The 22,771-nt window shown below is 40.3% G+C and carries 21 protein-coding genes; 5 read left to right on the top strand and 16 right to left on the bottom strand.

Annotated elements, in window-relative coordinates; translation table 11 throughout:
• Positions 1–54: 54 nt before the first annotated feature.
• On the top strand, positions 55–564 hold the full coding sequence (locus SD427_RS02425; protein WP_320559723.1) for a ferritin: 510 nt from the start codon (positions 55–57) through the stop codon (positions 562–564).
• Positions 565–635: 71 nt separating this feature from the next.
• On the opposite strand, the gene SD427_RS02430 is transcribed toward SD427_RS02425, so the two are convergent.
• The 3 genes from SD427_RS02430 to SD427_RS02440 form a co-directional block, all read right to left on the bottom strand.
• Positions 636–833 (bottom strand): hypothetical protein, encoded by a 198-nt coding sequence (locus SD427_RS02430; protein WP_320559724.1) that lies wholly within the window; start codon positions 831–833, stop codon positions 636–638.
• A gap of 57 nt (positions 834–890) precedes the next feature.
• Positions 891–3,620, bottom strand: coding sequence for a S8 family peptidase (locus tag SD427_RS02435; protein ID WP_320559725.1), 2,730 nt, complete (start codon positions 3,618–3,620; stop codon positions 891–893).
• A 398-nt stretch (positions 3,621–4,018) separates the two neighbouring features.
• Positions 4,019–7,159 carry a UvrD-helicase domain-containing protein gene (locus SD427_RS02440; protein WP_320559726.1) on the bottom strand — a complete coding sequence of 1,047 codons (3,141 nt, stop codon included), beginning with the start codon at positions 7,157–7,159 and terminating at the stop codon, positions 4,019–4,021.
• A gap of 181 nt (positions 7,160–7,340) precedes the next feature.
• Here SD427_RS02440 and SD427_RS02445 point away from each other — a divergent pair, with 181 nt between their 5' ends.
• The 3 genes from SD427_RS02445 to SD427_RS02455 all read left to right on the top strand — a co-directional run bounded on the left by SD427_RS02445 (position 7,341) and on the right by SD427_RS02455 (position 9,711).
• Entirely contained in the window at positions 7,341–8,087 is a 747-nt protein-coding gene (locus SD427_RS02445; RefSeq protein WP_320559727.1) for a carboxypeptidase-like regulatory domain-containing protein, read from the top strand.
• A gap of 34 nt (positions 8,088–8,121) precedes the next feature.
• Complete coding sequence (locus SD427_RS02450) at positions 8,122–8,892, top strand: carboxypeptidase-like regulatory domain-containing protein (protein ID WP_320559728.1); 771 nt, start codon at positions 8,122–8,124, stop codon at positions 8,890–8,892.
• An 84-nt stretch (positions 8,893–8,976) separates the two neighbouring features.
• The gene (locus tag SD427_RS02455; protein WP_320559729.1) at positions 8,977–9,711 is read left to right on the top strand and encodes an SIMPL domain-containing protein; all 735 of its coding nucleotides are present in this window, start codon (positions 8,977–8,979) and stop codon (positions 9,709–9,711) included.
• A 157-nt stretch (positions 9,712–9,868) separates the two neighbouring features.
• Here the strand turns inward: SD427_RS02455 and SD427_RS02460 are convergent, their stop codons facing one another.
• From SD427_RS02460 to SD427_RS02480, 5 genes are all read right to left on the bottom strand, one after another.
• Entirely contained in the window at positions 9,869–10,381 is a 513-nt protein-coding gene (locus tag SD427_RS02460; RefSeq protein ID WP_320559730.1) for a GNAT family N-acetyltransferase, read from the bottom strand.
• A gap of 3 nt (positions 10,382–10,384) precedes the next feature.
• Positions 10,385–10,606, bottom strand: coding sequence for a PspC family transcriptional regulator (locus SD427_RS02465; RefSeq protein ID WP_027387129.1), 222 nt, complete (start codon positions 10,604–10,606; stop codon positions 10,385–10,387).
• A 1-nt stretch (position 10,607) separates the two neighbouring features.
• Positions 10,608–11,873, bottom strand: a complete 1,266-nt coding sequence (locus SD427_RS02470) for a DUF2851 family protein (RefSeq protein WP_320559731.1) — start codon at positions 11,871–11,873, stop codon at positions 10,608–10,610.
• A gap of 186 nt (positions 11,874–12,059) precedes the next feature.
• Positions 12,060–13,208, bottom strand: a complete 1,149-nt coding sequence (gene bshA / locus SD427_RS02475; RefSeq protein WP_320559732.1) for an N-acetyl-alpha-D-glucosaminyl L-malate synthase BshA — start codon at positions 13,206–13,208, stop codon at positions 12,060–12,062.
• A gap of 36 nt (positions 13,209–13,244) precedes the next feature.
• Positions 13,245–14,954 (bottom strand): glycoside hydrolase family 3 protein, encoded by a 1,710-nt coding sequence (locus SD427_RS02480; protein ID WP_320559733.1) that lies wholly within the window; start codon positions 14,952–14,954, stop codon positions 13,245–13,247.
• Between the two features lie 116 nt (positions 14,955–15,070).
• Between SD427_RS02480 and SD427_RS02485 the strand changes: the two genes are divergently transcribed.
• Positions 15,071–15,568: a hypothetical protein gene (locus SD427_RS02485; protein ID WP_320559734.1), complete on the top strand. Its 498-nt coding sequence runs from the start codon at positions 15,071–15,073 to the stop codon at positions 15,566–15,568.
• Between the two features lie 83 nt (positions 15,569–15,651).
• On the opposite strand, the gene ribA is transcribed toward SD427_RS02485, so the two are convergent.
• The 8 genes from ribA to SD427_RS02525 all read right to left on the bottom strand — a co-directional run bounded on the left by ribA (position 15,652) and on the right by SD427_RS02525 (position 22,687).
• Positions 15,652–16,245, bottom strand: a complete 594-nt coding sequence (ribA, locus tag SD427_RS02490) for a GTP cyclohydrolase II (RefSeq protein WP_320559735.1) — start codon at positions 16,243–16,245, stop codon at positions 15,652–15,654.
• A 30-nt stretch (positions 16,246–16,275) separates the two neighbouring features.
• Positions 16,276–16,731: a hypothetical protein gene (locus SD427_RS02495; protein ID WP_320559736.1), complete on the bottom strand. Its 456-nt coding sequence runs from the start codon at positions 16,729–16,731 to the stop codon at positions 16,276–16,278.
• Positions 16,728–17,339, bottom strand: a complete 612-nt coding sequence (locus SD427_RS02500) for a DUF4254 domain-containing protein (protein ID WP_320559737.1) — start codon at positions 17,337–17,339, stop codon at positions 16,728–16,730. The genes SD427_RS02495 and SD427_RS02500 overlap by 4 nt, the downstream gene beginning before the upstream one ends.
• A gap of 13 nt (positions 17,340–17,352) precedes the next feature.
• Positions 17,353–17,559, bottom strand: coding sequence for a twin-arginine translocase TatA/TatE family subunit (locus SD427_RS02505; RefSeq protein ID WP_320559738.1), 207 nt, complete (start codon positions 17,557–17,559; stop codon positions 17,353–17,355).
• Between the two features lie 30 nt (positions 17,560–17,589).
• Positions 17,590–19,155, bottom strand: coding sequence for a peptidoglycan DD-metalloendopeptidase family protein (locus SD427_RS02510; protein WP_320559739.1), 1,566 nt, complete (start codon positions 19,153–19,155; stop codon positions 17,590–17,592).
• Positions 19,152–20,006 (bottom strand): DUF4292 domain-containing protein, encoded by an 855-nt coding sequence (locus SD427_RS02515; RefSeq protein WP_320559740.1) that lies wholly within the window; start codon positions 20,004–20,006, stop codon positions 19,152–19,154. The genes SD427_RS02510 and SD427_RS02515 overlap by 4 nt, the downstream gene beginning before the upstream one ends.
• Before the next feature lie 108 nt (positions 20,007–20,114).
• Entirely contained in the window at positions 20,115–21,131 is a 1,017-nt protein-coding gene (locus SD427_RS02520; protein ID WP_320559741.1) for a sugar phosphate nucleotidyltransferase, read from the bottom strand.
• Positions 21,132–21,268: 137 nt separating this feature from the next.
• Positions 21,269–22,687 carry a lipopolysaccharide biosynthesis protein gene (locus SD427_RS02525; RefSeq protein WP_320559742.1) on the bottom strand — a complete coding sequence of 473 codons (1,419 nt, stop codon included), beginning with the start codon at positions 22,685–22,687 and terminating at the stop codon, positions 21,269–21,271.
• Positions 22,688–22,771: the final 84 nt, after the last annotated feature.

Here is a 22,771-nt window from a genome sequence, read left to right on the forward strand (position 1 = left end):
AAACTTTTGATTTAGGGTTTTATTCCCTAATTTTGACTTCAAAATTTATTACTTATGGTTAGCGAGAAAATTGCCAAGTTAATTAATGAACAGATAGCAAACGAACAGTATGCTGCACAATATTACCTTTCCATGTCTGCCTGGTTTTCAGCTAAGGATCTTGACGGGATTGCCAATTATTTCAGGGTTCAGAGCAAAGAGGAACTGATGCATGCGGATAAAATGTTTGATTATCTGAATGATGTGGGGGGCGAAATCATCATCGGGGAAATCCCTAAGCCGCCGCATGAATTTATCGGAGCCATTGATATTTTTGAAAAAGCCCTGGAGCATGAAAAAATAGTAACGAAGAGCATCTTCAACATCGTAAAAAATGCCAATGACGAAGGGGATTTTGCCACGACTTCCTTCTTACAGTGGTTCATTAATGAACAGGTAGAAGAGGAGGCAAGTGCTTCCCAGCTGGTAACGAAAATCAAAATGGTCAGCGACAACCCTTCAGCTTTATATCTTTTTGACCAGGAACTGGCGCAGCGTACTTTCGTTCCGGATGAGACTGCTTAATATCTACAGTGCATTATATAACAAAAGCGCAGGAATTCCTGCGCTTTTGCTTATTGTAATAATAAACTTGATTAATGTTTCACAATCAGATGTACCGATTTCTTTTCTGAATTGGCAAGAATACTGATCACGTAAACACCATTCGGAAGTTCGGAAATAGAGAAATCTTTTCTGCTTGTTCCTTTTCTCATACTTTCTGAAGTTGAAATGGTCTTCAGCGTCGTACCGTTATAATCTGCCAGCAGGATGGTGACTTTTGCATCTTCCATAAGGTTAAATGCCAGAGTTGCCTGGGAAGAAGCAGGATTTGGAGACAGTTTTATATCCTAGAGTACCAAAGGCTGCATTTTTGCCTGTCTGCATTTCTCATCACAGTACGGCTCACCTTCTTCAACGTCTTTCTCATTGATCGTAACAAGGAAGTGGCAAACGCTTCCATAGATCTCATCTGCATTATCGGTCAGGTTTTGAGATACCGCTAAATCATAATCTTCGGTAGTCGAAATGCTTGAAGAAGCCTGGAATGATACCTCGACAGGAAAATATTCATCAGGTTTCAGCACTACGTTTCCTATAACTGCATTTGCGGGATCCATGATGACCAGTTCGCGCTCATTATAATTATAGACTTCTATACCATCCAGCTTTTTGCCGCCGCTTTCCCATCTTTCCCATGTCGGTTTATTCAGTTTGATAATAATTCGGGTCGCACTTTTAAACGGCACATTGGAATCTTTTATCAGGTTGAATCTGATATCGAACGGCTTGTCATAATCAAGGTAATTTCCGAAGAAGAAACCTGATTTTTTAGGGAAAGTGCCGCTGAGGCTTACCAGTTTTGTATTTCTTGTAACTATATTGTTGTTATTGGTTACATTAGGCTGTATCGGCGCATTCGGGCCCGGATTTTCATTATACATCGGGTCGCCAGGTGTTGCGATCCTTCCCAGGAAGCATACTACATTGTCCGTAAGTCCGCCGTAAATTGCAGGATTTACCGGAGTCCATTTGGCATCAATGATATAGGTCTGTCCGGGTGCCAGAGCCGGAATCTTGAATCCCTGCCCTGTTGCATATGAGTTTGAGGAATTAAATCCCGTATAAGGCGTGGTAAGCTCTCCTCCGGCAGAATATCCGTTGATGAGCTGGATCCCGTTCCATGAATTAGGCCATGTTTCACCGGTAGAACCCATTGTCCAGTATAATCTTGCAAAAGCAGTGGCAGATGTAGTACATCCGATATTTCGTACCCTGAATCTCATTACGTTATGCCCGGGTCCCAGATACCCCGGATCCTGATGGGTAAGGTTCAGCAAAGCACTGTTGGTGCGCCTGTTCCAGATATCTTTACTCTGGTATATATTTGCCCATGTAGTAGCTGAAGGATTCGGTTCCAAACCGATATCTGCAGGGCTGTCGAACGCCGCAAGGCTGTAGATGCTTTTAGCTTTCACAACGGCTGCATAGGCATTAACCAGTCCGTATCCCATCTGGGTATGCCATGTTCCGTTAGATCTTCCGGAAGTTGATGCATAGCTGTAAAGATCAGTTCTTACCTTTTGGGCTGTCTGTTCTATAATATCACGCACCTGCTGTGCCGTCAGGCAGGGATTGACGGATAGAATCAAGGCTGCAACGCCCGCAATAACAGGGCAGGCAGATGAGGTTCCGTTAAAAGCCGGAGCATAGTTGGACGGATCATACCCGTTGCTTCCCTGTCTGTCCGTGGTTGGCATCTTTACGCCCGGAGCCATAATATCAAGCTGGGTCCCGTAGCAGCTGCCCCAGGCTTCACCGTCACATGAACTGGGACTTTTTCTCTGGCCGCAAGGGCTCATGGCGCCTACCACAAGGATTCTCGGATCCCAAATTCCGGGATACCGGATACTGGTGTTGTTTTCATTACCGGCTGCAAAAACAACCACCATCCCTTTTCCGCCTCTGCCGTTAACAAGGGCGTTGGTAATTCCGTTTTCAATAATGACGGAAGGTGTATATCCTCCCCATGAATTGCTGATCACTTCAACACCGTTTGCCGTAGCCCAGTTAAAACCATTCGCAAGCTGCTGAGGGGTATCTGCAAAAGTAAGGTTGATACTTATGGATATCAGTTTGGTGTTCGGGGCCACGCCGCTGATGCCCAGGTTATTGTTCTGCACAGCTCCTGTGATGCCTGCGCACGCGGTCCCATGATCTCCCCGCACTACAGAAGGCGAGGTATTGGTTTGTGCATCATAACCTGTCCCGAAAACGTTCGCGGCAAGATCAGGATGGTTCATTTCAAAACCGTGGTCAAAAATAGCTGTTTTTACATTTGCCCCTGTAGATAAGGTCCAGGCCTGTTCTGCTTTGATGTCTATTCCCGTATAGGCGGCACCGTATTGCCCTGTATTTTTCAGAGACCATTGGCTGCCGAATGAAGGATCTGCCGATGCCTGAAGGTTATGGTACATGAATTCCGGTTCTGCAGCTTCAAAATACCCGCTTTCATAGAACAGATTAGACATTTCTATGGCATTGGCAAAAGTTGAGTTTTTATTGCAGGCTACCGTAAACCATAAGGGCATATATTCATTATACCCTAATACTTCAACATTGTTTTTTCCAGCCAATTCATTCAGTCGGTTTAAGTCATTCTTTGATTTGAGTTTTACATAGAAATTATTGGACAGGCCCATCTTCTGACCTTCGGAAGTCAGAAAGCACGGCGAGGCGATAATAATATCTTTACGCATATTTTTTTCTCTTATATCGGCAATATACTGCTCATCTGAAAGTGTTGCATCAGATTCTATTTCCACATAAAAAGTTTTGGTACGGTCGATGATCTTTTTTCCGTCTTTCAACAGTGAATTTTTTGGAAATGTTTCCACGACCGCTGTTTTTGCTTTAAGCATTTTTGCCGCATCAGTAGTGGCGGATGTAACTGCAATTGAGGATTTATCTAATTGCAGCGGGTACTTTTTCCCATGGTAGTAATAAAAGTAATGAGCCTGCGCATTCATGCCTGTGAGCATGAAAAGAAGCAGGATAAAGGATAGTATTTTAGTTTTCATATTATTTTATTTTAATGGTTGACAAATGCTGAATAATCAGAAAAAAATCAGGGCGGTTGGATGGGATTTGATGTCATGGCATGGCTGTACTTTTAATTAACAATTAGTTTTTTTTCCTGACTTAAAATAAATAATGTCAGTATCTGAGAAGTGTTAATAAAGTTATGTGAATAAAGGGTAAAAGAATAATGATATTAATCAAACGCAGACAGGTAATGCGCAAGTGATGCCATTATGAGGATAAGTGCAAAAATAAGAAAGGAAAGATTTTCCCGATTGGTTTAGATGTACCAGTTTTGGTAAATAACCGGGCTCTATATTATTGGTATATCAAAATACAGGCCGGCTGATGAAGCCGGCTGCAGATTCATATCGGAATGTATATGTAAAGATTATTATTACAAATAAATCAGCTGGGTCTTGAGTACCTTTCTTCCTAATTTTTCAAGAATATTTTTATAATTTTCAATCTGCTGTTCATCTTTCCGGTTTTCTTCTCCGGTTTTAAAATCGATAATGATATAGCCATCGGTGCTTTTCAGCATCCTGTCCGGCCGGTACACCCTGCTTTCGCCTTTTTCTGAAATCATGATATCCCTTTCGTTGATGATTTCCCATTGGCCGTCAAAGAATTCAGCATATGTTTCAAGGATCTCATGAAGGTTGCGGCTGATCTCTTCGCTTTCTCCAATACTGATATGGCCTTCTAAAATATAACAGTCCAGTACTTTCTGAATATCCGCGGACGTATTGATCTGGGACAGCAACTCATGCACAAAGAGCCCGATTCTTACCTTTTCATTCTTCACCTGGTAATTTTTTGATGGCGTGGCAATCCTTATGGACGTGTTTTTTTCATTGATATTCTTCAGGATCCGGATATCCCTGGTTTTGAAGGATGAGGTTTTATCTTTCGTATACTTTTTCAGCATTTCAGGATGGGTTTGATACAGATCGAATTCATCCAGGTTTTCCGTGTTTTTAGATCGCAGGAATTCCAGAAGCTCCAGGTTGTTTGAGGTCTTATTGGCTTTCTGAATATAAAAAAACAGCTGTTCTACCGGCCGTGTGGTAGCCACATACTGAAGGCACAGCCTGTCTACAGCATTTTTATAAGAATTCTGCCTGTTGAACTGTTCGATTTCCTTATCATAAACCTCCAGGTTTTTACTGAATTGGTTGATGTTTACAGATTTCAGTGCCGTGTCCTGGCTTGTTTCAAACCAGTTGGTAAATTCCGCGTCGCGGTTCTTGTTCATCATCGGGATAAAAACAACAGGGAATTCCAGCCCTTTTGCCTTATGGATGGTCATGATCTGTACCGCATCAATATTTTCCGAAGCCTGAATGGTATAGGCAGATGCCTCTTCATCCCAGTATTTCAGGAATTCTTTTGCGCTTGCTCCCGCATTCTGGGTGAAGTTGAAAAGCATTTCCAGGAAGTTCAGAAGGAAATCCGTTTCTTTATTTTCAACTGAAAATTCATTGATGTAATACTCCACGAAATTATACAGGTTGAACCTTGGGAAATTATCCTGCTTCAGCTGTAAAGCATACTTGTTCTGAATAAATTCCATGGTGTTTTCATGGGATTCCATATCCAGGATCTCTTTCATTTCCAAAGTGAAATCTGCCATGCGGATCCTTTCCAGCTTATTCAGGTAATACATCATCATGATCAGGCTGGGCTTGTTTTTCGGGTTGGTTTCCCATTTCAGGAACTCAATTACCGCTTTCAGTGTGTTGGACAGTTCTAGGGTAAGGCCTTTGTCTGAAATGGTTTTGATATTGGTTTCCTCGCCTTTGTAGCGCACCTTGAGGTTTCCCAATTTTTGGGAGTAGCTGAAAATATCGAAATTTCCCCTGCAGAGAATGGTGATGTCAGAAAAAGTAAAGCCGTTATCAAGGATTTCCTGGATGTCTTTACGCATGCATTCGGAGGTATCGGTATAAAAATATTCATTGGTTAAATTCTCGATCAGGTTTACTTTTACCCGGCCTTCCTTTGAAGATTTGGGATGCTGTTCGGCATCCGTTCCGAAAATGTTTTGATGTTCTTCCTCCAGAATCTCCGAATGGAATTTATAAAGTTCATTGTTGAAGGTCACGATATTTTTTGCGCTCCGCCAGTTGTCCTTTAAAACCAGCAGTTCGGCAGGTTTCGGCGAAATTTCCTTTTTATTGATGATGTCCAGCATTAATTTGCTTTCGCCGCCACGGAACCGGTAAATACTCTGTTTCGGGTCTCCTACCAGCGTAAAAGAAGTGTTGTCTGTAGATACGGAATGGTCTCTCAGCGGGAGGAAGTTCTGCCACTGGAGCTCGGAAGTATCCTGGAACTCATCAAAGAAATAATGCTGGAACTGCGACCCTACCTTTTCGTAGATAAATGCAGAAGGCTCATTCCTGAGGTTTTCATTGATCAGGATATTGAATTTTGAAAGTAAGACCAGGTCATTTTCATCCTCGATCTTTTTAAGCTCATCCTGAATATCCTTATTTACTTTCAGAGGCAGGAGTGCCGATAAGATTTTTTCTTTTTTCTGCGTTTCAATATACAGAAGGATCAGCTTCATCCTGTTTTCCAGCAGCAGCTCCAGGATCTCAAGAATTTCAGATTCTTTATGCTTTGATTTGGAGGCAGCCCCTTTGCGGTAATTGTTAAGTACCGATTCTTCAGCGGTGGTCGGAAAAGGAAAGCCTGGCCTTTTCTGGTGGTAAAAATCCTGGACTTTAGTGAAAAACCCTCCTATCCCGTTTTTTCCCTGTGCAAAATCTTCAATCCCGATATTTCTTGATGTAAAGAGTTCTACAGACTTTGAAGCAATTTCGGCCGCCAGTTTTTTATTGGCTGTAATTTCTTTCCGAAGGGTATTTTTTATATGCTCATAATTGGCGGCATCAAAATCCTTATTGTTTTTAAGGTGTTCATAATGAATGTCTTTTACAAACTCTTTTGCCGAATCATAAAGGTTTTTATTCAGGTTGATCCGTTCATTGTTTTCCAGGCTGTAATCTACGTAATCCATGAAGGAATTGGAGATCAGTTCATTTTCCCCGATCTGGTCCAGCATTTTATCAACGGCTTCAATCAGGAACGGTTCTGCTTCAATTTCAAGGTTGAAATTTTTAGCCAGGCCGAGTTCATGCGAAAAGCTCCTCACCAGACGGGAATTAAAACGGTCTATCGTCCCGATGTTTAAAGTAGAATAATTGTGCAGGACATAATCAAGCATTTTCTTTGCCCGCTCGTGCAGCTCATCAATGGTAATCTTCAGACCCTGTTCCTCAAAAGCTTTCTGAATATTCTTCAGGTCTCCGTTGTTAACGTAATTATCAGCCGAAAAATTGCCAAGCCAGGAGAGGATTCTTTCCTTCATCTCATTCGCTGCCTTATTGGTAAAAGTCAGGGCCAGGATATTCCTGATCGCATGCTGCTGGTTGGGATAACGGAGGCAGATCATCAGGAGGCGCTGAACAAGGGCATATGTTTTCCCCGAACCGGCCGAAGCATTGATGACGGTGTAAGAATTTTGCATTTTGAATGGAATTGATCATGCAAGTTAACTATTTTTTAAGTCAGATTTTAACAATTTATACTGGCTATTTAACAGTTTTGAGCATATAAATCTAAAAGAAATCCCAAAACGCGTTAACTGTGGTTAAACTTATGCAATAAGCAAAAAATAACTTTAGTTTTGTCTGATTAAACAACAGCCTGTGAAACTTAAACTACTCTTTTTCCTATTCAGTGTTTTCTTTATCCATACCAATGCCCAGGACTATATTTTCGGGAAAATTATTTCCGAAGATCAGAATGAGCTGCCTGAAGTAACCGTCATCAACATCAGGACCGATGAAAGGGTTTCCACCAACCGGGACGGGCACTTCATGATTTCGGGCAGGGCAGGGGACGAACTGCGTTTTGTGAAAAACGGCTATGAACGGGCCCAGCAGAAAGTAACCGTACAAAATATCAGTTCGCCAATCAATATAATACTGGTAAGAGCGGCAACTCTGATTGCCGAGGTGGAAATTAAAAAAGACATCACCGGGGATATTACCATTGATTCTAAAAACCTGGATTCTCCCAAAAAAGTGCAGAAGCTGAAAAGCGATCTCGGCCTTTATATGTCCAAGAAATCCGATCCCAGAATTATGGCGGCGAGACCGGGGGAATTCGTTCAGCCGAAGGGGCAGGGGTTTTCTATTGGAAAAGTTAAAAACAAATGGGATGATGTGGATTTGAGCAGTTACCTCCGTTATGCTTTGGGTGAAAAATATTTTACCGATTTGAAAATTGATCGTGCTCTGATCCAGCATTTTATCTATTATGTTTTTGCAGGAGGTTTTGAGAGAAAAAATATTTTGAAATACGGGTTTTGCAGCGATGCGGATCTAATGAGGTTTCAAAGAGCCGTTCTGAACAGGATTTCCTCATACAGGGCCCCGCAGACACAGAGATAACTGAACCGGAATGAGGTATTATAAATCATCAGTCATGAAATTCGGATTTTCAGGTGTGCTGCTTTTCTCAGTATCCTGTATGGTTCTGTCACAAACGGTCAGAGGGAAAGTTACTGATGAAGACGGTATTGAACTTCCTGCTGTTACGGTCATCAACATCACTTCTGATAAAAAAACCTATACAGATGCAGACGGTGTATTTTCTGTCGATGCCTCGGCTAAAGATGAAATCAGATTCACTAGGCCGGGTTTTGAGAGAGCTTCAATACGGACCGGTGAAAACCTTAATGGAGAGCTGAATATTAAACTGATAAGAACGGCCCGCGAAATTGAAGAGGTGAAGGTTCCCCATATTACCGGAGACCTTACAAAAGATGCCCGATCCGCAGCAAAAGCGGATAAAGGCAGAGCCGTTCAGGATGCCGTGGGGCTTCCGCAGCCCAGAGGCAAAATGCGGGAAAAGCCTGCCGAAGTAAAGCAGGTCCTGATCCCGATTATTTTAGGGCAGCTGAATGTTCAGGGGATGTACGACCTCATCAGCGGAAAGGCCAGGCGGCAGAAGCGGCAGTACCGATATGATGACCTTCAGGAAGATATTCTGTGGATCAGGGACCGGGTGGAAGAGGATTATTTTACCAAAGAAGGAATTCCGAAAGAAAGAATTTCAGAATTCATTGCATTCTCTTTTATTTCAAGGCCGCAGTCCCGGACATTTGTAAAGTCTAAAAATTTATCCGGAGCTTTACTGAGCATGGATGAAATGATCCCTGTTTTTAAAGCAAGACTGCAGGAAGACAGAAGGTAAAAAACCTCTAAAAATCTCATGCATGGAATAGAATTTGATGTATTAACATGCTGAAAACTAATATGGAACGGTCAAATTATTTGTATGTATAAAAATATCATTGCAGTTGCTGTAGCAGCTGTCGGGTTTATTGCAGGCTTTGCTTTTTTAGGAAATGCCATTAAAAACAGGAATAAATCTGAAAATACCATTGCTGTAACAGGCCTGGGGACAAAACAGTTTACTTCCAACCTGATTACCTGGTCCGGAAGTTTTTCCAAAAATAATCCTGACCTGAAGGCTGCTTATGACGAACTGGCTTCAGACCGGAAAGTAATCAATGACTATTTAATCTCCAAAGGGATAAAACAGGGCGAAATTGTTTTTTCTTCGGTGGATATCCAGAAACAGTTCAGAAGTTATAACGATGCAAACGGCAGCTATGTCCAGGGTGAATTCTCTGGCTACAACCTGACGCAGAAAGTTTCAATCGAAAGCAGGGAAGTGGCAAAAATTGAAAACCTTTCCAGAAATATCACGGAAATCATCAACCGGGGCATTGAATTTACGTCTTCTTCCCCCAGTTATTTTTATACAAAATTAGCTGCCGTAAAGCAGGAAATGATTGCTTCGGCAACCAAAGATGCCAAAGCACGGGCAGAAAAAATAGCGGAAAACTCAGGGAGCAGCTTGGGCAATCTTAAAAAAGCAACGATGGGTGTTATCCAGATCACAGCCCCGAATTCAAATGAAGACTATTCCTACGGCGGAACCTTCAATACTTCTTCCAGAGAAAAAGAAGCAAGCATCACGATTAAACTGGAATATGGAGTAGATTAAATCCTGTTTTAACGATAATTAATGATCATACCTAATTTACGGCAGATCTGCGTATATGATCAAAAATTTAAGCTTAAGGTGTATGCATAATTTTTCCCTTGTAAGCTTACTTAATTAAAAAAATCCGGAGCTGCAAACCAAACTCCGGATCCGTATTTTAATGATATACAACATCATAAATTTCATCCTTAACTTCCTGCAGCTTTTCAGGGATATAATTGGCGAGCAGCCATAAATTCAAAGGTTTTTTGTCTTTCCCGTAACTGGGCTGCACATACATTTCGTCAATCGGACTGAAACCGTTTTTCCTGTAAAAAGCATACCGTCTTCCGGCGTTTTCATCCCGATTTTCAGGTTCGATTTCCAGAATAATCCGCGGATGGTTTTCAGATAAATATTGCATGATATGAGAACCGAGGTTCTGGTTCCTGAATTCCGTGAAAACTTCAAAATGTTCTACAAAAGTACAGGTACTCAGCTCCCACAGGATAAGATATCCTGCATTTTTCGTTTCATGCAAAATAGAAACGATTTTTACTTTGGGATGAAGAAAAAGAGCAGCCAGCTTGTCCCGGTCCCTTCTCTCGTCTTCGGTAAAAGCAGTACAGTAGGAATGGTAAATTTCCTGGAACCTATAGTCTTCAGGTGACATAATCTGTAAAAATTCCATAATTTATAAATCAAAAACATTAGGCCTCCTGGTAATAAAAATATCCTTTACCCAAAGGGTAAATGCCAGTCCGAGGTAGATAAGAAAGAAAAATCCGGCGGTTGCAAAAGTGGAATAGATAAAGAATACCCTGAGTTTCGATACGGGAATCCCCAGTTTCGCTCCAGTTCTCGTAAGAACGCCAAACCATTCCCTTTCCATTTTATGGCGCATGTTGTCAAGCATCTTAAGAATCTTTTAAAAGTTTAAAACCGATGCCGCAATTTAGGCAATTTTTTTCTTCACAGGAATGTTTATAATGAAAAATAAGGCTCTGGCTTTCCAGGGCAGTCCTGATTTCTACCCCCAGTTTTTTCCATTCTTCCGTTACCGAATTCTTTTCTGCAGAAAGCGTATGGTAAAAACGGATGATTTCATCTGCAATCTCTTCATGTTGGTATTTATGATAGGTGTATTTAAGGGGCAGGACGGTGTTCAGGATGACCAGATCCGTGAATTCTTTCGTCAGCGTTTTAGGCTGCTCAATTTTTGAAATTTTACCGAAATTAAAATGATCGTCCCAATATTCTGAAGCTTGTACGTCTTTAAAAAGTTCAGAAAGTCCATCGGCATCTTTGATATGGATAATTTTTGAAAACAGGTTCTGGTGACGATAGTACAAAGCAGTCAGTTGAGACAGCCGGATGGTAGGAAAATTAGGCGGCCTTAATCTCAAAAACTTAGGATGGAACTGTACCTCTGAAATATTGAATTTTGCTTTGATAAAGTCAAATTCCCGTTTCCAGAGGTTCATCTGTTCGTCTGCCGGATGATCAAGCCATCCGGAAACGCCGAACAGCAGGGCTTCGAGCTGCGTTTGGTTCTGCCTGACCTTATTGATGATAGTGAAATCTATGCTTTCAGCCATCTGTTTAAAAATAAAAGCATTTACCTTAAGCCCAAATGAGTAAGCAAGGCTATGGAATAAAACGGCTTCAAAATTATTTTTAAACTGTTGCAGGCTCTTTTCAAAATCCAGCGATTTTTCTTCCAGCTTTTTCAGGATATTTTCTTCATGAAAGGCTACCGGGATTTTGGAAGCTTCAAAAACAGGCTCACAGGGAATAAACCGGTTTCCGTCTGCCAGTTTCTCATATTTTTTGAGTACCTCTTCATCAATATAGTCTTTCAGTTCCAGTGTCGGAATATTTTTATCGGTAAACTCATTGATGTCTATGTCGTGATGGAAAACAACATGAAGGATAATGTTCCGGTAATTGGGATCCTGGGAGTGGTTATGGAAAATCCAGTCAGACGATTTCATATGAAGTTCAATATGTCCGGCTAACATAACATTCCTGATTTTCACTTTTGCATCTAAAAAATCCGGGCCGGCGTTGGTATTCCATTTCCCGAATGCGATGATTTCAACAGGGTTTCCTTCAACGTCAATAAAATCAAAATGCTTGAATATCTTGAAGTTCCAGAGATACTGTAATAATTTTTCGGTCATCAGCTGTGTTTTTGTGGTACAACTAATGTAAGAATTTTTTTAATTGGGAAGAAATAAGCTTTTTAAATTTCTAAAAACTGTAAATAAACGGCGACTTTTAATCCTCAAAATGATAACAGGCAAAAGCATCCGGGAGAGGATGCTTTGATATGATATAGAATAATGTATTTGCAATCTGCAGCTCAATTATATCGTGGTAATTTCGTTTTTAAAATGTTCAATCGTTGTTCTATACATTTCCTCATACACCGGAAGTACGTTTCTCAGGTCAAATTTAATGGCCTGCGCTTTGGCATTTTTCTTCATCTGGGCCAGGAGTTCCTCATTGCTCAGAATCTTAATGGTATAATTGCTCATGGCTTCCACGTTACCGATTTCCGCCAGGAATCCTGTCTCGCCCTGGATGTTCACTTCAGGGATTCCTCCTGCATTGGAGCTGATGACCGGCGTATGTGCAGCCATTGCTTCCAGCGCAGCAAGACCGAAGCTTTCCTGTTCGGAAGGCAGCAAGAAGACATCCGAAAGCTGAAGGATTTTGTACAGGTCATTAACTTTGCCAAGCAGGCGGATTTTAGAAATCAGTTCCGGGTTTTCCTCTAAAAACTGATTCACTTTCTCCATGTCCGGGCCTTCCCCGATGATGATTAATTTAGATTTTACCTTTTTCTGGACGTTTTTAAAGATCTGCAGAACTTCGTCTATCCGTTTTACCGGGCGTAAGTTGGAAACATGGATCAGGATTTTCTCGTCATTATTGGCAAACTGGGTCCTTTGGCAGTCATTGCGCTCTTCAAACTCAGAATTATCAATAAAATTGGTAATGACCTGGATCTCTTTTTTTATTTTAAAAAACTGCAACGTATCTCTTTTCAGGCTTTCTGAAACCGAAGTAATGGCATCTGACTGGTTAATGGAAAATTCTACCGCATGTTTATAGCTCGGGTGCTGCCCTACCAACGTGATATCCGTTCCGTGAAGGGTTGTGACCAATGGAATATCATTATTGTCCTCCTTCAGCATCTGTTTGGCCGTAAAAGCGGCATAGGCATAAGGAATCGCATAATGGGCATGAAGCAGGTCCAGTTTATAAAGGTTTACGACACGGTAGATCATGGAGCTCAGTGCAATATCATAAGGCTGGTACTGAAAAAGCGGATAGGTCTGAACATTTACCCGGTGAAAGAAAATATTAGGGTTGGTAATATCCAGTCTTGCGGGAAGGGCAGAGCTTATAAAATGGACTTCATAGCCTTTATTGGCCAGGGACATGCCCAGTTCTGTTGCTACAATTCCGCTCCCTCCGTAGGTCGGATAGCAAAGTATGCCTATTTTCATTGGTGTATAATTGTTTTGATGGTGTAATAATAACTGCTATTGATTCGTAATTGTATTTTCAGAAACAGGATTCAATTCTATTCCGGCTCCGGCTTTTAACTGATCATTGACCAGTACGGGAAGCCTGCCCCATATTTTTGTTTTTCCGTTGAGTGCATCTGCAGCTGCCGTCATGGAATCATCATTGTTTTCATAAGCTGCGAGAACGGTGGAAACTTTAGACAGGTCAATATCTTTCAGGGCGTAAGCGCTTCCGAAAACAGTAAGGATCACATTCTGGTTCCTGGTAAGGTCAGCCAGGACTTTTTTTGAAGCCTCAGAAATTTTATAAGGCTTATAAGCGGTTGAATTGTCTTTATGGAAGCCTGCGATCACGGTTGAATTTGAAGGAATGGATCTGATTTCCGCTGCTTTTTTAATAATAACATCTGAACCCAGCCGATTGGCAAAAGCCTGATAAGGTGCTTCTTCCAAAGGGACATAGTAGATTTGCTTCCCGCTTACGGGAAGCAGTTTTTTTTCATCCTTTAATAATGTAAGCGCATTTGAATACAAATTCTGAACTAAAACTTTGTGGGAATCATCATTCAGGTCCGCGTTGATATGCTCAGGATTTTTGGGCGAATATTGGTCTAATCCTAAAAAATATTTGGTCAGAAGGATCTTCTTCACACTTTCCTCTACCCTCAACTGTGGAATCTCTCCATTATCAATCGCTTTCTGGATTAGCTTTTTTCCTTCCGCCACGCCTTGGGAAAACAGCATAATATCATTTCCGGCTTTAAAAGCTAAGGCATCCAGTTCTCCGGGTTTGTATTTATTGGCTACGGCACCCATATTCAACGCATCTGTAATGATTAAGCCTTTATAGCCTAATTTTTCCTTCAGCAGGCCTGTAATGATGTTCTTAGAAACCGATGCCGGAATTCCCTTTCCGGACTCGAGCGCGGGAACATAAAGGTGGGCTACCATTACGCCGCCGATGCCTTTATCCATTAAAGCCCTAAAAGGCGCAAGTTCTACAGCTTCCAGTCTTTCCAGATTGTGCGAAACTACAGGCAGGTCTAAGTGGGAATCCGTACTGGTGTCCCCGTGTCCCGGGAAGTGTTTTATTGCCGCTAAAATATTGTTTTTCTGAAGTCCGTTTGAATAGGACAGGGCAGAAGTAATCACATTATTCACTTCTGACCCAAAACTCCGGTTGCCGATGATCGGGTTATTGGGATTGGTATTGACGTCAACCACAGGCGCAAAATCCCAGTTGATGCCCATCCGGTGACAGTCTTCAGCAATCTTGGCTGCCATTTTCTCAATCAGGCTTTTATCCTGAATCGCTCCCAGCGTCATTGCCCATGGAAATTTATAAGCAGCAGCAATTCTCTGGTACACGCCCCATTCCGCATCCATCCCGATCATCAGGGGGACTTTTGATTTTTGCTGGAATTCATTGACAAGGTTTATTTCTTTCGCTGCATCGTCCTGCATCAGAATCAGCCCTCCGATTTTATCACTGACAACGATATTTCTTACGGCATTGATCTCGTTTTCGCCTTTGTTGGTATAAAGTGCTACGATGAACAGCTGTCCCAGTTTTTCATCCTGAGAAAGTTTTCTGTATGTCTTGTCAACCCAGTGGTGTGCCTTTTTCAAATCTTCTTTGGAGAGGTTTTCAGGCTGATACTGGGCATTGATTTTCAAACTCAGAAAAAAGGAAATAAAAACCAGAGTATAAACCAGTCTTTTCATAAATTTTGAATAATAACAAAAATACAATTAAAAAAATGATGAAACCAATGTTTTTATCAACTTTTGGTATATGTTTTGGATACGGTAAATATAATAAACAAACAAACCTTTATAAAATGAAAAAATTTCTTCCAATGTTACTGCTGGCTTTCGTTGGCTTATTCATATTCAGCTGTAAGGATGACGATGAGGATTTCGATACATATTCAAGAGTCGCAGACGTTACAGGATCATTCAATAACGGAAACAGTTATGCATTCAGACAGGGTATTAATATTGAGGGTACTGATGTAGTATTGGTATACCGTTGGTTAGGTGATTCATGGCAACTGATCCCTAAAATGATGTATCTTACCAATAACAGGGAATTTCAGTACAACTTTATTTTTGATACCCAGAACGTACAGATCAGTATTGATGACGAGAACTTTGACCTGTCAACATTGAATGCCTCCGGCGAAGCTGCTCAATACCTCAACAATCAGAGATTCAGAATTGTTCTTGTTCCGGCGAGTGCAGGAAAGAATGCAGGAGTAAATTATGAAAATTACAACAGCGTTATCAAATATTATAATATTGATGATTCCAAGGTAAAAGTTACCAAAAGCAATTAAGAAAATATCTTTTCAGTTTTTTATAATTACAAAAAATCTCCGGAATTAATTCCGGAGATTTTTTTGTCTGTTGGGTATTTTAATTATTCGTTGTCATCGATCAGATGTCCGAAATAATCTTTTTTTGTCTGAAGGTATCCTCGGCTCGTTTCGTTAGCAGGAATTTGCAATGGTATTCTTGAATTAAGATGAATGTCGCTTTCTTCTACATATTTTACCTTTTCAGGATTATTGGTCAGCAGATTGACATCCGTAATATTCAATAATCCCAGGATCTCAATGGCTACTTCAAAGTTCCTGTCATCCGCAGGAAGTCCAAGCTTCAGATTAGCTTCCACCGTATCAAAACCCTGTTCCTGTAAAGAATATGCTTTTAACTTATTGATAATTCCTATGTTTCGTCCTTCCTGACGAAGGTAAATGATAATACCGCCCTTTTCCTGGATGTATTTCATTGCCGCATCAAGCTGTTGGCCGCATTCACATTTTTTTGAATGGAAAACTTCTCCGGTAATACATTCTGAATGGAAGCGTACATTGACAGGTTTTGAAAAATCTGTATTTTCTGCAACAATGGCCATGTGCGGCATCCAGTCACTTTCGTTTTCGGATAGAGCGATCATCCGGAAAGTGCCGTATTCTGTAGGCACATTGGATTCTGCCTGAATTTTAATCATTGATTTTATTGGTGGTGCCCCTTAATTAATTTAATTTCCCTTAATATAATCTTCGATCGCAGAAACATTTGTTTTTAACCTCACAAGATAACGGTTAAGTACTTCATTATCGTCACTGTTAAGCTCCTGTCGTAGTTTCTGGACTCTTTTGTAAGATTTTTCAAAATCCCTGAAAGCCTTCTTCTTTCCTCCAGGATTATTTACATCTATTGCATATAAATAATTCTGAAGGCTGTACTTCAGGGCTGTAATTTCATTGTTTAATGCTGCGTTTTTGAAATCCGGGAAAGTAGCAATGAGATTGGATATCTCGGATGCGTTTACATTTCCTTTTATGTTGATTTCAATGCTGTTTTTTGTATCCCTTTTTGAATCTGATCCTTTGGTTTCACTGTAAAAGCTGGAAGACAGCGGAGAAAAATTAGGTTTTTCCGTTGTACAGGATGTTATGATAAGTATTGTTCCACAAAAAAATAATCGTTTCATTTTTGCCCCTTTTGATAGAGGATTGGATTAAGACTTTCATCGTTGTACATTTTCATCTGTTTGTACACCTTTATCTTAACATCACCGTTCTCAATATCAGAAAGCAATTGATTAATAGAAGTTGAGAGATCCTTATGCTGATCCAGAAGCACATCTAACTTGGCCTTACAATTGGCTCTGTGTTCTTCTGAAGCCGAATCTCTGTTGGCTTCTAACGACATATGATAAACTTTGAGTGCAAGAATTGACAATCTGTCTACCGCCCATGCGATAGTCTCGGTGTTGATCTTTGCTTCAGGTTTAGGAGTTATATTTTTGTATTTATCAAGAAACCAGCTGTCTATAAATTCTACCAGATCAGTTCTTTTCTGATTGGAAGCATCTATGGCTCTTTTCAATTGAAGAGCTTCAGCCGGATCAATGTTTTCATCTCTAATTATATCTTCCAAATGCCATTGAACGGTATCAATCCAGTTCTTTGCATACAAAATCCGTTCCAAAGTATCTTTCTCGAACGTATTATTGATTAGAGTATTAACGTGATCATGCACATGGTAGTCTTCAATAGATTGATTGAAAACCTGCCATGCATTTTCTGTAAAATTCATTGGTATAGAGAATTTAGTTGCCTGAAGGAGTATTATTGGTTGGCTTGTTCTCTGCACCGGGTTTGTCTTCTTCTTTTACGGCATCCTTAAATTCTTTAATACCGGAACCCACGCCTCTCATCAGTTCAGGGATTTTCTTACCTCCGAAAAGCAGTAAAAGTATTACAGCTACAATCAGGATGTGCTGCCATGACAAGGAAAGTATTGTTAACGTATTCATCTTATTTTTTTTACAAAGTTAATCTTTTTATCAATAGGAAACCCAACCTAATGGATCTACCGGTGTACTTCCATTCCATACCTGGAAATCAAGGGTGTAAGTGCCGTCAAAATCCTGCCCGATTACCCCTACGGAAGTGCCTGCTGATACCTGCTGGCCTTTGGATACCGTTACACTTCCCAGGTTGGAATAGATCGTAAAATAATTTCCGTGTTTCAGTATAACCGTCTTGGTACCGTCACTGTTTGCCAGCACGGAAGAAACGGTTCCCGGATATACGGATTTGGCTCTTGTTCCGGAAGGTACCGAAATTTTAATCCCGTTATTTTCCTCGTCAATATTTTTAAATACGGGGTGCGGATGTCTTCCGAAACGGTGCGTGATCTGCCCGGCTCTGTCCGCAGGATACCCGAGGCGGCCTTTGTTATCGGCAAAATTACTGCCTGTAACGGTTGTTACTCCGTAACTGGTCATCGCTTTGGTTTCAGCAGCTTTCTTATCATCCTCTTTTTTCCTGGTAAGCGCCGCTTCGGCGGCTCTGGCCTGTACTAATTTTTCCGTGGCTTCTTTGGCTTTTGCAGTGGCTTCATCAGACGCCTTTTTAGCAGCTACTTTTCTGGCCTCGTCTCTTGTTGTAGCCTCGGCTTTGGCAGCATCTTCATTACGCTTACGTTCTTCTTCCGCTCTTTTTGTCACCAGTTCCGCTGCTTTCTTAGCTGCTGATTCTGCAGCCAGCCTCTCCCGTTCCAGGGCTTCAGCCCTGATTTTATTTTCAGCTTCTATTTTTGCTTTTTCTCTTTCTGCAGCAATTTTTGCAAGACGGATCTTCTCTGCTTCTGCTTTTTTCCTCGCTTCTTCTTCCGCTTTTGCTATTCTTATCTCTTCGGCAATGATGCTTCTGATCTGCCCTTCCAGTGTTTTAGACTGTACCTGCTTCTGTCTGAGCTCAGAACTCAATTTGGATTCATTCTTTCTGAATTCAGCCACCAGCTGTTCTTTCTGGGCTCTTTCAGCATTGATGGTGGTTAAATCTTTCTGCTGGTTAACCAAAAGATTGGCTTTTGCCTTTGCAGAATTCTGTTTTGCGGCAATGTTCTGCTTTATTTTTGCGGCAACGTCGGATATTTCAGCTGCTTTTTTATCCTGGTAATCAGAATACTGTTTCAGGTACTGGACCCTCCGGATTGCCTCTCCCATATTTTTGGCAGAAAGAATAAAAGTGACTTTATTCTGTACGCCTTTATTTTTATAGGCATTGACTAAAACCTTTGCATAATTTTCCCTTAAAATTTTAAGCTCTTTATTCTGATGATTGATTTCCAGCTGACGAAGGTAAATTTCATCTTCAATAAACCTTTTTTCTTTCTGGGTATTTGTAAATACTTTTTCTCTCAATACCAGTTTTTTATTGACATTATCTAAATAAGCCACCGAAAGTTTAGATTCATTTCTGGTTTTTGCCAAATCTGTATTTATCTGTGCAATTTGTTTTTTTAGTTCGGCATTTTGCTTTTGCAGCTGTTCTTTTTTTACGTTTTGCCCGTGATGCAGGGAAAATAAAAGGATACCTATTAAAAAGCTAAATTTTTTAATCATTGAATCTCGATTTTCTTATAACTGGACGGTACAGAATAAGGCGTATCCATCCTAGAAAAATCAAATTTCGTATTTTCCAGTAAAATCTGGCTGCTTTTTGACCCTTTTATAATTATTTTAACATTTTTAGGAAGGCGGATCCCTTTGATTTCTTCCCAGTTGCTGTATGATACTTCCAGTTCGTCGGGAGTCAGCACATCTTTCAGGTTCACTGCCAGCAGATCATAATTTTTATCATACTGAAGGGTTATTTTGTATTCCCTTGTTTTTTTATCCGTTACAATTTTCTGGTTGACATTGGAAGCCATTTTAAAGCCCTGCGCATTTCTTGTCAGTGTAAACTGAGAATCATTAATTTTTACAAACGTTCTGCCGATCAGGATTTTTTCCAGTGATTTGTAATCAATAAAATTCACATTCAGTAAATTGTTAAGATAATCAAAATCGGAATCAATATAGGTTTTACTCGTTTTATCCTGACCTTTAATGCCTTCGGGCGTTGCAATTCCCCTGGCAACCGTAATTACAAATGCCTGGAGCGTCATCCATACTTTTTTATCTTTTTCAATATAAATGGTAGCATCCAGAGTCGGAATAAAGCTTCCGGTTTCCACATTGACTTTACTGCTGATTTTTATCTGTTCGAAGGCAGGCTGTACAAGCACATGCTCGAAAAAAGCAAATTTATCGTTTACCGGTTCATTGCTGTTCCTGGGCTGTCTGTTGTTGTTATCCTCAAAAACAAAAGTACTGTCCGTTTTAACACGTCTGTCATTCTTTCGGGCAGAATTTCTCGTTTTACAGGAAGTTACCAAAAAAATTAATGACAGTGCTATAATCCAGTTTCTCATATTTACCTTTCAAATTAAAAATCGTGCAATATTAACGCCAAACCACACAAAATGTTTTGTGTGGTCTGTATTTACTGTATTGAGTTGAATTATTTTTTAGCTGTCAGGTTATTTGGACAAGAAATCCAGAACGGAATAGTCCCCCAAAGAAATTTCTCTGGCCACCCCAAAATATTGTGCGGAATTTCCGATCATTGAATTGGAAAGGTTCCCGTGATTGATCCTTGTATTTTCCTGAATCAGGGAATTTTCAATATTTGAATTAACGATAATCGTATTATTACCTAAAGAAACACCCGGGCCGACTTTTGAGTTGGAGATCTGTACATTTTCCCCGATAAAGCAGGGCTGAATAATCAGTGAATTTTCAATATGTGAAGAAACGGGATAGACGGACATTTCTTCCCGCTCATATTCAAGGATCTTACTGTTGGTTTCCACGGTTGCATTTTTGTTCCCGCAATCCATCCAGTCATTTACTTTGCCCAGTGAAAATTTTGCGCCTTTGGCCCTCAGGTTTTCCAGCGCAGTGGTCAATTGGTATTCACCGCCGTTTTTAATATCATTTTCCATGATATAATTGATTTCATCCATCAGCTTTTCAGCACTGTTGAAATAATAGATCCCGATGATGGCAAGATCTGAAACAAAAGCCTCAGGTTTTTCTACAAAATCCGTTATGAAACCATAATTGTCAAGCTTTACCACACCGAATGCGGAAGGATCTTCAACACTTTTTACCCAGATTACCCCGTCTGAGTTTTTATCCAGTACGAAATCTGCACGGAAAAGGGTGTCGGCAAAGGCAATAACTACGTCACCGCTCATTGACTGTTCAGCACATTTGATCGCATGGGCTGTCCCCAGAGGATCATTCTGATAATAAATACTTCCTTTTGCTCCTAATTTTTCAGCGATCTGAATGAGGGATTTTTCAATCTCCGGACCAAAATCCCCGATGATAAAAGCTACTTCTTCAATATGTTCACCTGCAACTTTAGCGATATCTTCCACCAATCGCTGTACAATCGGTTTTCCTGCGATCGGGATCAGAGGTTTTGGAACAGTAAGTGTGTGCGGACGCAATCTGGAACCACGTCCGGCCATAGGAACAATAATTTTCATAAATTATACAGTATGTTTTTTTTATTTGTTGAGTTTTAATTTTTGATAAAGATAGCAATAAAACCATTTGTTATGATGCTGATTATACTTCTTTAAGAATAAGTATTTGAATATAAGCTGTTTGCGGACGTCAGGATTTATCTTCTGATTTTAGATAAGAGCATCCCCTTCTCGGAATAGATCAGGACAGCAGTGTATACCAGGAACAGGAAGTTTCCGATCCATAAGTTATAATCAAAAAAGCCTACGATCACATAGCTGAAGATTGCCAAGAGAATGATAAAAAAAGAAACTTTCTTCATCCTGTATGGAATAGGATAATATTTCTGACCCAGCCAATAAGAAAGGATCATCATCAGAAAATAAGCTGCCAAAGTTATCCATGCTGAAACCATAAATCCGTATTCTTTTAAAAATATAAGATTTAAAATTATGGTAATAATGGCTCCCGTCCATGAAATATATGTTCCGATCCTGGTTCTGTCGGTTACTTTATACCATGTCGAAAGATTGTAATAAATTCCGAAGAACAGGTTGGCAATTACAATGACCGGGATGATGTTCAGTGCTACCCAGTAAGAACTGTTCGGTACCAGTAAAAGTTTGATCCATGAAACATTGGCAATAATTCCGAGAGCTACCACTGATGCGAAAAATGAAAAATACTCCGTTACTTTTGCATAAGTAAGCTTTGCATTTTCACTCTGCATCTGTTTAAAGAAAAACGGTTCGATTCCCATTCTGTAAGCAGTAACGAAAAGCGTCATAAGTACCGCCATTTTATAACAGCCTCCATAAGCTCCCGCATCACCGGCATCAATAATAAATTTCTGTATAAACTTATCAAAGTTTTCATTTACCATAAAAGCGAGGCCGGCAATCATGATCGGCCATGAATATCTGATCATTTGCAGAAAAAGCGCTTTTGAAAACTGAAATCTTATCTTCAGGATAACCGGCATCACCAGTAAAACGCCTAAAGCACTTGCTGCTAAATTGCTGTAGAAAGGGTATGATACTTTTTCCTTTAAACCCAGTTTTAAACTTAATTCCTGCGGAATGTAAAGGAATAAGGAAATAGCAAGAACACTCTGGAAAACAGCCTGAATCACCCTTACTGCAGTATATTTTATCGGCCTGTTATTGAACCTGAACCAGGCCAGCGGGATGACGAGGATATTATCAAAAAATGCAATCCATGCAAACCATCTGATAAATTCAGGAGTTTGCGAGTATCCGAAAATATCGGCGATCGGCTGATTAAATAATAAAACCAATGCTAAAAAGACGGTGGATAAACCTGTAAGGAACCAAAATGAAGTATTGAACACTTTCTGTTCATTATCTTTATTGGAGGAAAACCGGAAATAAGCGGTTTCAAAACCGAAAGAAAGGACGATATTAACAAATGAAATCAATGCATAAAGATTGGTGAAAATCGCAAAGTCTTCATTATTTATATTTTTTATAAACAAATAATTAAGCAATACGACTATAATTCTCGGCATGATTGCCCCAATTCCATATATAATAGTCTCGTTCAGAAGTTTTTTCATCTGTTAATTTTATTTTTATCGGTCAGATGGAATCTCTGATTTCAAAAGGTGAAATTTTCTGCAAATGTAAATATTTAGAAATTG

The sequence above is a fragment of the Chryseobacterium sp. JJR-5R genome, from assembly GCF_034047335.1.
Classification (GTDB): domain Bacteria; phylum Bacteroidota; class Bacteroidia; order Flavobacteriales; family Weeksellaceae; genus Chryseobacterium.